This window comes from Vibrio sp. EA2, assembly GCF_033042495.1.
Taxonomy (GTDB): Bacteria; Pseudomonadota; Gammaproteobacteria; order Enterobacterales; family Vibrionaceae; genus Vibrio.
Map to the genome: position 1 here is coordinate 155,461 of NZ_JAWLID010000002.1, position 14,057 is coordinate 169,517.

General features: G+C 46.2%; 13 protein-coding genes. 6 read left to right on the plus strand and 7 right to left on the minus strand.

Features of this window, described 5'->3' with window-relative positions:
• Positions 1-33: 33 nt before the first annotated feature.
• The 7 genes from RXX31_RS05025 to RXX31_RS05055 form a co-directional block, all read right to left on the minus strand.
• Complete coding sequence (locus RXX31_RS05025) at positions 34-186, minus strand: hypothetical protein (RefSeq protein WP_317588006.1); 153 nt, start codon at positions 184-186, stop codon at positions 34-36.
• Between the two features lie 239 nt (positions 187-425).
• On the minus strand, positions 426-1,394 hold the full coding sequence (locus tag RXX31_RS05030; protein WP_317588007.1) for an alpha-L-glutamate ligase-like protein: 969 nt from the start codon (positions 1,392-1,394) through the stop codon (positions 426-428).
• Between the two features lie 3 nt (positions 1,395-1,397).
• Positions 1,398-2,903: an inactive transglutaminase family protein gene (locus RXX31_RS05035; protein WP_317588008.1), complete on the minus strand. Its 1,506-nt coding sequence runs from the start codon at positions 2,901-2,903 to the stop codon at positions 1,398-1,400.
• Between the two features lie 17 nt (positions 2,904-2,920).
• Complete coding sequence (locus tag RXX31_RS05040) at positions 2,921-3,661, minus strand: ATP-dependent zinc protease (RefSeq protein ID WP_317588009.1); 741 nt, start codon at positions 3,659-3,661, stop codon at positions 2,921-2,923.
• Positions 3,662-3,881: 220 nt separating this feature from the next.
• Positions 3,882-4,853 carry a tRNA 5-methoxyuridine(34)/uridine 5-oxyacetic acid(34) synthase CmoB gene (gene cmoB, locus RXX31_RS05045; protein ID WP_317588010.1) on the minus strand — a complete coding sequence of 324 codons (972 nt, stop codon included), beginning with the start codon at positions 4,851-4,853 and terminating at the stop codon, positions 3,882-3,884.
• Positions 4,854-4,943: 90 nt separating this feature from the next.
• Complete coding sequence (gene cmoA, locus RXX31_RS05050) at positions 4,944-5,681, minus strand: carboxy-S-adenosyl-L-methionine synthase CmoA (RefSeq protein ID WP_317588592.1); 738 nt, start codon at positions 5,679-5,681, stop codon at positions 4,944-4,946.
• Between the two features lie 136 nt (positions 5,682-5,817).
• On the minus strand, positions 5,818-6,651 hold the full coding sequence (locus RXX31_RS05055) for a DUF72 domain-containing protein (RefSeq protein WP_317588011.1): 834 nt from the start codon (positions 6,649-6,651) through the stop codon (positions 5,818-5,820).
• A gap of 305 nt (positions 6,652-6,956) precedes the next feature.
• On the opposite strand from RXX31_RS05055, the gene aspS reads away from it, so the two are divergent.
• The 6 genes from aspS to cydA all read left to right on the plus strand — a co-directional run bounded on the left by aspS (position 6,957) and on the right by cydA (position 14,043).
• Positions 6,957-8,735, plus strand: coding sequence for an aspartate--tRNA ligase (gene aspS, locus RXX31_RS05060; protein ID WP_317588012.1), 1,779 nt, complete (start codon positions 6,957-6,959; stop codon positions 8,733-8,735).
• A 142-nt stretch (positions 8,736-8,877) separates the two neighbouring features.
• The gene (locus tag RXX31_RS05065) at positions 8,878-9,624 is read left to right on the plus strand and encodes a YebC/PmpR family DNA-binding transcriptional regulator (RefSeq protein ID WP_317588013.1); all 747 of its coding nucleotides are present in this window, start codon (positions 8,878-8,880) and stop codon (positions 9,622-9,624) included.
• A 92-nt stretch (positions 9,625-9,716) separates the two neighbouring features.
• Complete coding sequence (gene ruvC / locus RXX31_RS05070; protein WP_317588014.1) at positions 9,717-10,238, plus strand: crossover junction endodeoxyribonuclease RuvC; 522 nt, start codon at positions 9,717-9,719, stop codon at positions 10,236-10,238.
• Between the two features lie 67 nt (positions 10,239-10,305).
• Positions 10,306-10,920: a Holliday junction branch migration protein RuvA gene (ruvA, locus tag RXX31_RS05075; protein ID WP_317588015.1), complete on the plus strand. Its 615-nt coding sequence runs from the start codon at positions 10,306-10,308 to the stop codon at positions 10,918-10,920.
• Positions 10,921-10,989: 69 nt separating this feature from the next.
• The gene (gene ruvB, locus RXX31_RS05080) at positions 10,990-11,994 is read left to right on the plus strand and encodes a Holliday junction branch migration DNA helicase RuvB (RefSeq protein ID WP_317588016.1); all 1,005 of its coding nucleotides are present in this window, start codon (positions 10,990-10,992) and stop codon (positions 11,992-11,994) included.
• Positions 11,995-12,456: 462 nt separating this feature from the next.
• Positions 12,457-14,043, plus strand: coding sequence for a cytochrome ubiquinol oxidase subunit I (cydA, locus tag RXX31_RS05085; protein ID WP_317588017.1), 1,587 nt, complete (start codon positions 12,457-12,459; stop codon positions 14,041-14,043).
• The last annotated feature ends 14 nt before the right edge of the window (positions 14,044-14,057 follow it).

The window sequence follows — 14,057 nt, forward strand, 5'->3', positions numbered from 1 at the left end:
TTTTTGAGCACTTGGCAACAGAAAGGCTAAGTGCTACTCATCTGAAACGTCATTTTTAACATCGATCATTTCAGCAAGCTCTTCAAGTGCTTGGATAGAGATCTCTGATAAGCGTTGTAAGTGCTGATCGAGCGTCTCCTGGTCAACAAGCGATGGTTCTTTATTATTTATCTCTTTTGTTAACATGTCTCAACCTCATAAGTTGAGTAAGGGGAGTCTTAATAATACTCAATATGTTGAGTATTAAAAAAACGTTCTCTGTTGAATTTGTTAGATAGGTCATTGATTGAGACAAGCATTTTCTCGCTTTAAATTGAAAACGAGGCATATCACTCAAATATGAAATGTCACCTAGCAATTGGGGGAATTTATGCTAGCTTCACTCACTGAACCACAGGGTTGAGGTTCAGTGAGCAAAAATCGTATCAGAATTTTGGTTTAACGCCGAACTGCTCTGCCGCGTAGGCGACACGCTCTTTCGGTTTTGGATATTCAGCCGGAGTGCCAAGACTTTCAATATGTTTCAAGCGAGGCAGCAACCCCATGCCATTCGCGATTTGGATAGCCAGGCCCGGACGAGCGTTGAGCTCTAAAACCATGGGTCCTTCTTCTTTGTCCAGTACCATGTCTGTACCCATGTAGCCTAACCCTGTCATTTCCCAAGCACTGGACGCAAGTTCAAGTAAGCGCTCCCAATGCGGCACCTGCAGCGTTGATAAGTCTTTTCCTGTATCCGGGTGGTGGGTGACTGGCTGGTCAAATTGCACGGCTCTGATGGCTTTACCTGTCGCGATATCAATCCCTACACCGACTGCGCCCTGGTGAAGGTTCGCTTTACCATCAGAAGCGGCTGTCGAGCAACGCATCATAGCCATTACCGGGTAGCCTTTAAATACGATGATACGAACATCCGGCACGCCTTCATAACTGAAGCCATCGAAGCAGTCATCAAATTTAATCAGGTTCTCTACCACGGCAACATCGTTCTTACCACCAAGGGAAAACAGTCCGGCAAGCGCGTTACTAATATGACGCTCGACTTCTTCTTTACCGATGGTTGCACCTGAAGGCTTGGTGTAAACCCCATCCTTATGGGAGGTAATAACCAGAATACCTTTACCACCACTTCCCTGCGCCGGTTTGATCACAAAGCCAGGCCACTCTTTAACCATGTTGTGGATGGTTTTTACTTCAGCCTGGTTGTGAATAACGCCGATAAGAGCAGGGACGGTAGCCCCCGCTGCCTGAGCGATGATTTTGGTTTTCAGCTTGTCATCCACCAATGGGTATTTGGAACGATCATTATAGCGGCCAATATAGCTGTGGTTACGCTTATTCATCCCCATAATACCTTTATGGCGAAGTTTTGCTGGCGAAGTAAAACGTTCAAGCATCGTTTAATCCTCCGCTAATGGTTTGAAGCGACGTAGCTCTGTTAGACGGTAACCTGTGTATGTACCAAGCAGCAGAATGCCAGCCAGTACGATTAACTGAAGACCAATAAAGTTAAAAGTCAGGTGTTGGATGTATGAGTTGGTCATTGCCAGGTAAACCAGTACTGCGGTCAGTAACGAGCCACCACCTTGCAGTGCCACTTCTTTCGCGCCTTCTTCTTCCCAAAGAATCGACATACGTTCAATGGTCCATGACAAGATGATCATCGGGAAGAAGGTAATCGTCAGGCCTTCTGTCAGGCCGATCTTAAATGCGACGACAGTAAATACTGAGATGATCATGATTACCGTAATAATAACCGCCGATATTCGCGCAACCAGAAGTAAGTTAAGCCGCGACAGATAGCTACGTATAATCAAACCAGTACCGACGATCAGCAAGAAGCCGACAATACCAGTAATCAGTTGGGTTTGAACAAAGGCCACCGCAATCAGAACCGGCATGAAGGTACCTGATGTTTTAAGGCCAATGATCACTCGCAGGAATACCACAATCAGTGCGCCGATTGGGATCAGCATGATGGTTTTGAACATCGCCTGTTCTTCAAGAGGCAAGCTATGGATAGAGATGTTCATCAGGCCGTCAGCTTCAACTTTGTTGTTAGTTGCCTGTTGAGGGGTCATGTCCTGCTTGATCATAGAGAAATGAACCTGGCTGTTATTACCGCCAACTAAGTCAAGCAAAGAGACATTGGATTCATCCCAAACCAACAGGTTAGGTTGTACGGCCTTTTGTACTGAGTTTGGAGAGAACAGAACCCAGTCATCACCTGACCACACTTGTACCATTGGTTGAATCGTTTGGCGTCGGCGTCCATCTTCCAGCTCGATAACTCCTACGACTTTACTTTCTACGCCCGCTGAAAGCAGGATTTTGTGTAATGCATCGGTGCGATCAAAGTCGTTCAATAGCAGCGCTGAGTTTTGACTGTCAGGATCGTTCAACGTTTTAATCAGTTCACGTGCAAATGTCACGTTGTCTGCTGAGCGACTCATTGCGCGTTCAATCAGTGCATTTGCTGCAGCTTGTTGTGGAGCCGAAAGGGTAGGAGGGGTAATCTCATCTGCTGGTGGGAGAGGAGTAACCTGAGCCTGTGGATCCACCAGAAATTGTGCTTTGTAGTAGATGGTCTGAGGACCTCTGGCTTGGCGGATTGACCATTCTGCACGACGGCCAGAATCTGAGTTGATGTAAGAGACGCCATAACCAGAAGAAGAAGCGGATTCGCCGATAAGTGTGTAGCCGCTTTGAGTATGAGGGGCGGCAAGTGAAGCTTTAACTTCGTTACCGTTAGCATTGAATTCGATCCGAGCTTCTACATCCCATACCTGACGTGTTTCACCCGGAGTCCATGGCACGCCATAAGTTTGGTGTCTAAACACACTTAAAGCGATGCCCGCAACCATCAATAAAATGACGGATACGTAAAACGGTATTTTTGACGTCATAATCTACCTTATTATTCTTAGTTTTCTTCTGTTTGAATATATGTGCGGCTAACATCAACCAACGCGATGTCGCGAATAAATTCTCTACCCAGTAAAATAGGATGGTTCATGTGGGAGCGATCTGCCAACGTAAATTGCGCTTTTTCATGGATTTTCCCAACTTTGACCCACAGTTCCACAACGGCTCTGCGATCAAGATCATCCGTTGTGGATTGGCGTATCTTTACATAGCGTAGGACAGGAGCTTCTATCCAAATATTCTTTTCTTCTTCTGACTTCGTATTGTCGGCCAGATGAAAGCGAACCCAGTTTTTCCCGTTTCTCTCAAATTCTTTAATATCGATAGCATTTAACGACGAAGTGGCAGCTCCAGTATCAATACGCGCATCGAAAGTCTGCTTGATGGAATCTATGGTCACTTTCTCAATTGAACCAAGCGTAATGTTATGCGTTGGCGTCGGTTCTACCGGGGCAGGAGCCTGAACAATGGCGGGAGCTTTTGGCTTTTTCACTTCGGTCATGACTTCATCTCGAAATGTATTCAGCTCACTTTTTAGCGTCGTTATCTGGCCTTCTAGATTGTCGATATGGTTTGATTGATTACTGAGCTGCTGCTCCAGAATAACAATACGATTATTGACATTGGTTTCTGAGGACTGGATAGCGGCTAACGTTTCTTGGTGGTACTGTTCGCCTTTGGTAAGTGAGCATCCAGATAGCAAGACGATGGCAACAACCGGAGTCAATCGTAATAACATTGAAAACCTTGGGATGGATTAAGTTGTTTGATTTTTAAGAGTTTAGCTTATATCGATAAACCCTCACAAGTAAGAATCTTTGTCTGACTCTTATAGAGTGAGGAATAGTGACGAAAAGCTTAAAATCAAGGGTGTGAACCACACCCTTGAAGAGAACTGGTGAGAGGGTAATGTCTTAATAGAAGCAGTAAGTTAGGGCAATGTCAGAAATCTGAGTTAATTATGGTTTATCCGCTACGAGCACAGCACGGCGAGGCGCAGGGTAGCCTTCCACTGTTTTGCTTGGATCGTTTGGATCTAAGTAATCTGGTAGTGAATTGTGAGTCATCCATTCTGTTGAGCGTTGCTCACCGACTGTAGTGACATTCTCATCGACGATACGGACATTTTCAAAGCCAACCAACTCTAACCAAACTTTCAGCGCTTTCGCTGATGGGAAGAAATACACATTACGCATCTGAGCGTAGCGAGACGTCGGCACAAGTACTGCATTCTCGTCGCCTTCAATCACCAAAGTTTCTAACACAAGCTCACCACCCGAAACCAGCTGGTCTTTAAGTTGAATCAGATGATCCAGTGGAGAGCGGCGGTGATATAACACGCCCATGCTAAATACCGTGTCGAACGCTTCTAGTTTTGGTAGCTGTTCAATCCCCAATGGCAACAGGTGTGCTCGTTGGTCACCACCCATCAGCTTACGAATCGCTTCGAACTGAATCAGGAACAGGTGCGATGGGTCAATACCGACACACAAACGTGCGCCTTCACCTAGCATGCGCCACATGTGGTAGCCATTACCACAGCCGACATCAAGCACGCTGCGGTTTTTTAATGGTGAGATATGCGGAAGTACGCGATCCCATTTCCAGTCACTGCGCCATTCGGTATCAATATGAATACCGTGCACAGTGTACGGACCTTTGCGCCAAGGGTGGAAGGTACGCAGCAAGTTCTCTAACTTTTTCAGTTCACCCTCATGGAAAGGCGTGTCATTACTGATGGTGACCGAGTTTTTGATGTCAACCTGGTTCGGTGACCCTTCTGGGATTTTATTCAGTGCTTTCAACCAGCGACTAAAATCCCCGTGCTCTGCATTTTGCCAGTCCGTAAGCTGTTGTGGTAACACGTTTAGCCACGGTTGAAGACGTGTGTCCTGGGCAATTAGTTGATAGAAGTTTGCAAAGTTAAACATAGTTAGTTGATCGCTGAGTTGATGGTGAAAAAGTAAAATTTGTCTGAGCACTAATGGATGCTTAATCGTAAAACTATTGGTTCACAAGTCCTATTTGATTGCGAACATAGATCCAAAGTTAAAGCACTGGAACCAAACGTCGTAGCTCGAGAAGCCAATCTTTGCGAAGCGCTCTTTGTGGTCTTTCTTAGAGTCTGGGCGCATCACATTTTCAATCGCACTGCGTTTTTGACTGATTTCCAGCTCACTGTAGCCATTTGCGCGTTTAAAATCGTGGTGAAGGTCAATCAATAGCTCGTTCGAAGTTTCATCTTCAAATACGAATTTCTCGGACAGAATCAGAATGCCGCCCGGACGCAGACCAGCGTAAATCTTCTCTAACAAGGTATAGCGATCTTCTGGCGACAGAAACTGCAGAGTGAAATTCAGGACCACAACCGATGCGTTATCAATTTCGATATCACGAATATCCGCTTCCACAACATCGACAGGCGTGTCGCTGCGGTAAGCATTCACGTGCAACTTACAGCGCTCTACCATGGCGGGTGAGTTATCAACGGCAATGATTTGACAGCCTTCCTGTTTGATATGACGTCGCATAGAAAGTGTCGCCGCGCCTAAAGAGCAGCCAAGATCGTAAATATTAGAATGAGGCTTAACAAAGCGTTCTGCCAGCATGCCAATAGCAGAAATGATGTTGCTGTACCCAGGAACGGAACGCTGGATCATATCTGGAAACACTTCCGCTACGCGTTCATCAAACGTGAAATCCCCAATTTTATCGATTGGAGCCGAAAAAATAGTATCTGGATTGCTCTTAGGGGTCATAACATTATCTCTGTATACAAGCTGACGGCGCGATTGGTTTTCAAAACCCCATTCGTCTTCAAAAACGTCAGGCATCAAAAAAGGCGCGTATTTTATGAGAAATTCGCGCCTCTGTCATGTATTGCTTTAGATTGGGTCAGAACATCTGCAACTGGGCGTTGCCATCGTTAGCTGGGAATGGTGCTAAATCAGGTAACGCCACGCTTTTTTGCAGCATTTTGTACAGGTTTGTTGCCAGTTCAGGTGCGATTATATTATCTGCGGTGTGAATCATCACATAAGGTTGCTTACCTTCAGCAATCCACTGTGGAAGCTTCTTCAACCAAGGTGTGAATAACTCGTAATTCTGCTGTTCTTCTGGGTGGCCAATAAAACGAATCATCGGGTGAGATGCCGTCGCAATAGCGTGCACCGGTACTTTGGGCTTTTTCATCTGCGCATCGATGATTGCTTCACTATTTGGTTTAGCTACAAACACAGGTCGGCTGTCCATGATGATTCGGTCGATACCATTCTCAATTAACCATTGGTTAAGCGCTCTCTCTTCGTTGCCTTTAGAGAAAAACGCCATATGACGGACTTCCACCCCTAGTGGGAAGTTTGGCGGAAAACTGGCGCAAAACTTTTTTAAACGATCTAAATGTTCGGGGCCAAACGCGGCTGGCAACTGTATGGTCCATTGGCCGACTCGATCATGCAGTGGCTCCATCACTTTCATAAAGTCACGCAACTGCTCATCACACCCTCTTAGCATTTGCTGGTGAGTGATGGCTTTTGGCAGCTTGAAGGTAAACTTGAACTCATCGTGCGTTGCTGCTTTCCAGTTTTGCACAGTGTTGAGTGTCGGCGTGGCGTAAAACGTAGTGTTGCCTTCCACGGTGTGAAAGACCTGCGCGTATTTTTCCAAACGCTCAGCAGGTTTGGTGCCACTGCCATAAAAGCTTTGTTGCCACAGGTTATGTGACCACATGGTTAATCCAAGTCGGAGGGGTAAGTTATCCATCATTCTTCTTTACATTTATTACTGCGTTCACTTTACGAGAGTTTTGCTGAAACAGGTAGTTTCACGTTATAATCAGCAGCAATTTTTTCGCTTTGGTGGGCTTTTGAACAGTTGTTGTTCTAAAAAGCACCAATGAATGATAAAACACACTTAATTGTACGCCGAGTAGTCGATTTTCATGGACTTTCAGCGTATAACGGAATCTTTACTCTGCTTGGCAACGAAGCCGACAGAGCGTAGTCAACAAACTTTGAGAGATTGGGAATTTCATTATGCGTACCCATTACTGTGGTCACCTGAACAAGTCCCTTGCAGGACAAACTGTAGAACTTTGCGGCTGGGTTAACCGTCGCCGTGATTTAGGCGGTCTTATTTTTATTGATATGCGAGATCGTGAAGGCATCGTTCAGGTAGTTGTAGATCCAGATATGGCAGATGCGTATGAAGTGGCAAACACACTTCGTAATGAATTCTGTATCAAACTGACGGGTGAAGTTCGCGTTCGTCCAGAAAGCCAAGCAAACAAAGACATGGCGACAGGCGAAGTTGAAATCCTGGCAACTGGCTTGGAGATCATCAACCGCTCTGACGTACTACCACTAGACTTCAACCAGAAGAACTCAGAAGAGCAACGTCTGAAGTACCGTTACCTAGACCTGCGTCGTCCTGAAATGAGCGATCGCATCAAGCTACGTGCTAAAGCGTCTAGCTTCGTTCGTCGTTTCCTTGATGACAACGGCTTCCTGGACATCGAAACGCCAGTACTGACCAAAGCGACGCCAGAAGGTGCGCGTGACTACCTGGTACCAAGCCGTGTTCACAAAGGTAGCTTTTACGCGCTTCCTCAGTCTCCACAGCTATTTAAACAGCTGCTAATGATGTCTGGTTTTGACCGTTACTACCAGATCGTTAAGTGTTTCCGTGATGAAGACTTGCGTGCTGACCGTCAGCCAGAATTCACTCAGATCGATATCGAAACGTCATTCATGACGGCCGATCAAGTTCGTGAAGTAACTGAAAACATGGTTCGCGATATGTGGCAAGAGCTACTAAACGTAGACCTGGGTCAATTCCCGGTTATGCCATTTGCTGAAGCTATTCGTCGTTTCGGCTCTGACAAACCTGACCTACGTAACCCACTAGAGCTAGTCGACGTTGCTGATCTAGTAAAAGACGTTGAGTTCAAAGTATTCTCTGGTCCAGCAAACGATGAGAAAGGCCGCGTAGCAGTGATTCGTGTCCCAGGCGGTGCGTCTCTGACTCGTAAGCAAATTGATGGTTACGGTGAGTTCGTTGGTATCTACGGCGCGAAAGGTCTGGCGTGGATGAAGGTTAACGACCGCGCTGCAGGGGTGGAAGGTATCCAGTCTCCAGTGGCTAAGTTCCTAAACGAAGACGTGATCAACGGCATCCTAGATCGCACTCAAGCGGAATCTGGCGACATCATCCTATTTGGCGCTGATAAAGCGGGTATCGTTGCAGAAGCTATGGGCGCACTGCGTCTGAAGCTAGGTAAAGATCTAGAGCTAACTGACGAATCTGCATGGGCACCACTATGGGTTGTTGACTTCCCAATGTTCGAAGAAGATGACGAAGGCAACCTACACGCGATGCACCACCCATTCACGTCACCTCTAGGTGTGACTGCGGAAGAGCTAAAAGCGAACCCAGCGGCTGCGAACTCTAACGCATACGACATGGTTCTAAACGGCTACGAAGTGGGCGGTGGTTCTGTTCGTATTCACAATGCAGACATGCAAGAAGCAGTATTTGATATTCTGGGTATCACGCCAGAAGAGCAACAGCTTAAGTTCGGCTTCCTGCTAGATGCATTGAAATTCGGTACACCGCCACACGCTGGTCTTGCGTTTGGCCTTGACCGTCTGGTTATGCTGCTATGTGGTACAGAGAATATCCGTGATGTTATCGCATTCCCGAAAACAACAGCAGCGGCGTGTCTTCTAACAGATGCCCCAAGCCTTGCGAACCCTGCAGCACTAGAAGAGCTAGCTATTGCAGTGACGGCAGCGAAAGAAAAAGACGCAGAATAAGCGCACATCCATTAAAGAAAACTCCCGCAACTGCGGGAGTTTTTGTTTTAATAACCCTAAGAAACTTCCAAAGCAATTTCCCAAGCAACACTTTTTAGCTCATGTCCGCTAAAAAGTGTCAAAATACATTAAAAGGTGAATTATGGCAGGTCACAGTAAATGGGCGAATATTCGTCACCGTAAAGCGGCGCAAGATGCTAAGCGCGGTAAGATCTTTACTAAATTAATTCGTGAAATCGTTGTCGCAGCGAAAGAGGGCGGCGGTGAGCCGGAAAATAATCCTCGCTTACGCGCTGCCATTGATAAAGCATTGTCGAACAATATGACGCGTGACACCGTCAACCGCGCTGTATCCCGAGGAGCGGGTGGCGAAGGTGACGACAACATGGAAACCGTCATCTATGAAGGTTATGGGCCAGGTGGCACCGCAGTCATGGTTGAGTGTATGACAGACAATCGTAATCGTACCGTTTCTGGCGTACGTCACGCGTTCTCCAAATCAGGCGGTAATCTTGGCACTGATGGCAGCGTCAATTACCTGTTCGACAAGAAAGGCGTTATTTCTTACGCCTCGGGCCTGGATGAAGACGAAGTCATGGAAGTCGCGTTAGAAAGCGGTGCTGATGATATCGAAACTTCAGAAGATGGTTCAATCGACGTTTACACCGTACCGTCTGATTTTGGTGTGGTTAAAGATGCACTAGATGCTGCGGGTTTTGAGTCTGAGAACGCAGAAGTGTCTTTGATTCCTTCTACTAAAGCGGAACTGGATGCGGATACAGCACCTAAATTACTTCGCTTGATTGATGCATTAGAAGATCTGGATGATGTACAAGAGGTGTATCACAACGGTGATATCTCTGACGAAGTTGCCGCAACATTAGAGTAAACTCACTGAGTCAGGAGAGATAACTGCTCCTCTCTCAGAAAAGTAATAATAAAAGATTGAGGCCAGATACGGCCTCATTTCTAGGAATATTCATGTCAATTATTTTGGGCATTGACCCAGGCTCTCGTATTACCGGTTACGGTGTCATCCGCCAACAAGGTCGCCATTTGCAGTATCTTGGCAGTGGCTGTATCCGTATGTCTGAAAAAGAACTACCTGGGCGACTCAGACAAATCTATGCGGGTGTCACTGAAATCATCACTCAATTTCAGCCAGATGTATTCGCAATAGAACAAGTTTTTATGGCGAAGAACGCCGACTCTGCCCTTAAATTAGGACAGGCAAGAGGCAGTGCAATCGTTGCCGCTGTGAATTCTGAGTTGCCTGTCTATGAATACGCAGCGCGTCTGATTAAGCAAGCGGTAGTCGGAACCGGTGGAGCGGATAAATCGCAAGTTCAGCATATGGTTCAGCAGATGTTAAAACTACCGGCCAAACCGCAAGCTGACGCAGCCGATGCGCTCGGTGTTGCAATCTGTCACGCAAATACTAACAAAACGCTTGTTGCTTTAGCGGGAAAGGCGACCAGCGCACGAAAAGGGCGCTACCGGTAAAATTAACTGGATGTCTATCCAGTTCTTTATTATCCTGTCGCAAATTCATTTCCAAAGAGTATCTATTGTGATTGGACGTCTTCGCGGCATCTTGCTTGAAAAGCAACCACCTGAAGTTTTAATAGAAGTTAATGGTATTGGCTATGAAGTTCAGATGCCAATGAGCTGTTTTTACGAGCTGCCAAAAATCGGCGAAGAAGCCATCGTTTATACTCATTTTGTTGTTCGCGAAGATGCTCAGCTGCTTTATGGTTTTAATACCGTCAAAGAGCGCGCACTGTTCCGCGAAGTGATTAAAGCAAACGGTGTGGGTCCTAAACTGGGCTTAGGTATTTTATCTGGAATGACAGCAAGTCAATTTGTGACTTGTGTTGAACATGAAGATGTCTCAACGCTGGTTAAACTGCCGGGTGTTGGTAAGAAAACCGCTGAACGTCTGGTGGTTGAAATGAAAGACCGCCTGAAAGGATGGGGCGTAGGCGACCTGTTTACTCCATTCACAGACGCCGCACCAGCGGATTCTGCGTCAGCTTCATCGAACAACGCAGAAGAAGAGGCGATTAGCGCTCTGCTTGCTCTGGGATACAAACCGACGCAAGCATCAAAAGTTGTTGCTCAGATCGCTAAACCGGATATGAACAGCGAACAGCTTATCCGTGAAGCGCTCAAATCAATGGTGTAACACTAATCCGAAGGTAACAATTGCCCAAGATAACCATTCTCTCAGGTAACCATTTTTCAAGGTAACAAGATGATTGAAGCCGATCGTTTAATCGCTCCAGAAAATCCAGCGTTTCGTGAAGAAGACGTGATTGACCGTGCAATCCGACCGAAAAAGTTAGAAGACTATCAAGGTCAGGATCATGTGCGAGACCAGATGGAAATCTTTATTAAAGCGGCGCAGCTGCGTAATGAAGCGTTAGATCATCTTCTTATTTTTGGTCCTCCAGGTTTAGGTAAAACTACGCTCGCCAATATCGTCGCTAACGAAATGGACGTGAATATTCGTACCACGTCAGGTCCTGTGCTAGAAAAAGCGGGGGATTTGGCAGCGTTGCTTACCAACTTGGAAGAAAACGATGTTCTGTTTATCGATGAGATTCACCGCTTAAGCCCAATGGTTGAAGAGGTGCTTTATCCGGCGATGGAAGATTACCAATTAGACATCATGATTGGTGAAGGTCCGGCTGCTCGTTCGATCAAAATCGATTTGCCACCATTTACGTTAATTGGTGCGACGACACGCGCTGGTTCATTGACATCGCCGCTACGAGACCGTTTTGGCATCACTCAGCGTCTTGAATTTTATAAAACCAAAGATCTGCAGGACATCGTACAACGCAGTGCAGATTGTTTAGGCCTCTCTATGGACCCTGAAGGCGCACTAGAAGTAGCACGTCGAGCTCGTGGTACACCTCGTATTGCAAACCGCTTGCTGCGTCGTGTGCGAGATTACGCGGAAGTAAAAGGCAATGGCCACATCTGTGCGGATGTCGCAGATAAAGCTCTGAACATGCTTGATGTTGATGCGCAGGGGTTTGACTATATGGACCGCAAGCTTCTTCTCGCGATTATGGAGAAGTTCGGCGGTGGCCCGGTTGGCCTCGATAACATGGCAGCGGCAATTGGTGAAGAGAAAGACACCATCGAAGATGTCCTGGAGCCTTATCTGATTCAGCAGGGTTATTTACAACGAACACCGCGCGGAAGAATTGCCACTGATCGGGCGTATCTCCACTTTGGTATCGAAAAATAGAAACTAAAAAGGCTGGGCAAAATGCTCAGCCTTTTCACTTTAAGTGATCTGCATCCCACTTCTTCAATTTCTTTAATTTCTTTTGAGTTAATAGAAAGGCGTCAGTTGTTGCGCTAATGTTTGCCTGTGACCCGTTATTTTCGCCTCCGATTACCCAGTCTTAACATTTGCGTCAGTAGTTGTTTGATTTGCGTCAAGGTGATGGATTTCTGTCCAGGTTCTGTGCATAAATATTGATGTATATCAAAGCGCATCCTGGCTATAAATCTTTTGAAACAATGTGGTTTTAGAAGTAATATTAGCCCTAGCTATATTAGCTGATGCTTAACAATTAACTAACCAACGAAGTACATTTTCGCAACAAAAAGTTGTGACAATTCAACATATTTCATGTGTGAATAACACCTGATTATGGATTGTAATATGTAGAGAGTGTCATTCAGCCGACACATAGGAGTTACCATGATTGACGTAGTTGATCTATCGCGGTTGCAGTTTGCACTGACTGCGATGTATCACTTCCTATTCGTACCATTGACCCTTGGTATGGCCTTCCTTTTGGCCATTATGGAGTCGTTGTACGTAATGACGAACAAGCAAATCTATAAGGACATGACTAAGTTCTGGGGTAAGCTGTTTGGTATTAACTTTGCACTTGGTGTGGCAACTGGCCTTACCATGGAATTCCAGTTTGGTACGAACTGGTCGTATTACTCCCACTATGTAGGTGACATCTTCGGCGCACCACTAGCGATTGAAGCTCTTGTCGCGTTCTTCCTGGAGTCCACTTTTGTTGGTCTATTCTTCTTCGGGTGGGATCGTCTATCTAAACGTCAGCACTTAGCGGTAACTTGGCTGGTGGCGTTAGGTTCTAACTTTTCAGCACTGTGGATTCTTATTGCGAACGGCTGGATGCAAAACCCAGTTGGCGCGGAATTCAACTTCGAAACCATGCGAATGGAAATGGTGAGCTTTGCTGAAGTTGTGTTTAACCCAGTTGCTCAGGTTAAATTCGTTCACACGGTAGCTTCTGGCTACACTTGTGGCGCAATGTTTGTTCTAGGCATCAGTTCATACTACCTACTAAAAGGTCGTGACGTAGCGTTTGCTCGTCGTTCATTTGCTATTGCCGCTTCATTCGGTATGGCAGCGATCCTTTCTACTATCGTTCTTGGTGACGAATCAGGCTATGAGCTTGGTGAAGTCCAAAAAGTGAAGCTAGCAGCGGTAGAAGCAGAATGGCACACAGAGCCAGCACCTGCGGCGTTCACACTGTTTGGTATTCCTAATCAAGAAGACATGCATACCGACTACGCGATTAAGATCCCGTACGTAATGGGTATTATCGCAACTCGCTCTATTGATACAGAAGTGACGGGTTTGCGTGATCTGCATGAACAACACTTAGAGCGTATCCGCACAGGTATGTACGCGTACGAGCTGCTAGAGAAGCTTCGCGCAGGTGATAAATCTGAAGAGAACATGGCAGCGTTTGATGAAGTGAAAGGTGACCTTGGTTACGGCCTACTGCTAAAACGCTACACAGACAATGTTGTTGATGCGACAGAAGAGCAGATTCAAGCGGCAGCCGATGACTCTATTCCAACCGTGTGGCCGCTATTCTGGTCATTCCGTATCATGGTTGCGTGTGGCTTCATCATGCTATTCGTATTTGGTTTGTCGTTCATCCAAACATGTCGTCAGAAAATTACACAGAAGAAATGGCTGCTTAAAGCTGCGCTATTTAGTATTCCACTTCCATGGATTGCTATCGAAGCGGGTTGGTTTGTTGCGGAGTTTGGTCGTCAACCATGGGCGGTAGGTGAGATTCTCCCTGTACACGTCGCTGCTTCAGCACTGACAGCGGGTGAAATCTTAACTTCACTATTCGCGATTCTGGCGCTTTACACTGCATTCTTGATTGCAGAAGTATACCTAATGGTGAAATTCGCTCGTAAAGGCCCTAGCAGCCTGAAAACTGGCCGTTACCACTTCGAGCAAAACGCTGACTCTGTTGAAGACAAAGTTAGTCGCCAAGTAGAAGCGTAAGACAAGGAGACAAC

Bases quoted from the DNA above. Each gene is read 5' to 3' on its own strand.
- aspS (WP_317588012.1), top strand. From the start codon at position 6,957: ATGCGTACCCATTACTGTGGTCACCTGAACAAGTCCCTTGCAGGACAA.
- RXX31_RS05040 (WP_317588009.1), bottom strand. From the start codon at position 3,661: ATGTTATTACGATTGACTCCGGTTGTTGCCATCGTCTTGCTATCTGGA.
- RXX31_RS05035 (WP_317588008.1), bottom strand. From the start codon at position 2,903: ATGACGTCAAAAATACCGTTTTACGTATCCGTCATTTTATTGATGGTT.
- RXX31_RS05055 (WP_317588011.1), bottom strand. From the start codon at position 6,651: ATGTGGTCACATAACCTGTGGCAACAAAGCTTTTATGGCAGTGGCACC.
- cmoB (WP_317588010.1), bottom strand. From the start codon at position 4,853: ATGTTTAACTTTGCAAACTTCTATCAACTAATTGCCCAGGACACACGT.
- cydA (WP_317588017.1), top strand. From the start codon at position 12,457: ATGATTGACGTAGTTGATCTATCGCGGTTGCAGTTTGCACTGACTGCG.
- RXX31_RS05030 (WP_317588007.1), bottom strand. From the start codon at position 1,394: ATGCTTGAACGTTTTACTTCGCCAGCAAAACTTCGCCATAAAGGTATT.
- cmoA (WP_317588592.1), bottom strand. From the start codon at position 5,681: ATGACCCCTAAGAGCAATCCAGATACTATTTTTTCGGCTCCAATCGAT.
- RXX31_RS05025 (WP_317588006.1), bottom strand. From the start codon at position 186: ATGTTAACAAAAGAGATAAATAATAAAGAACCATCGCTTGTTGACCAG.
- RXX31_RS05065 (WP_317588013.1), top strand. From the start codon at position 8,878: ATGGCAGGTCACAGTAAATGGGCGAATATTCGTCACCGTAAAGCGGCG.
- ruvC (WP_317588014.1), top strand. From the start codon at position 9,717: ATGTCAATTATTTTGGGCATTGACCCAGGCTCTCGTATTACCGGTTAC.
- ruvB (WP_317588016.1), top strand. From the start codon at position 10,990: ATGATTGAAGCCGATCGTTTAATCGCTCCAGAAAATCCAGCGTTTCGT.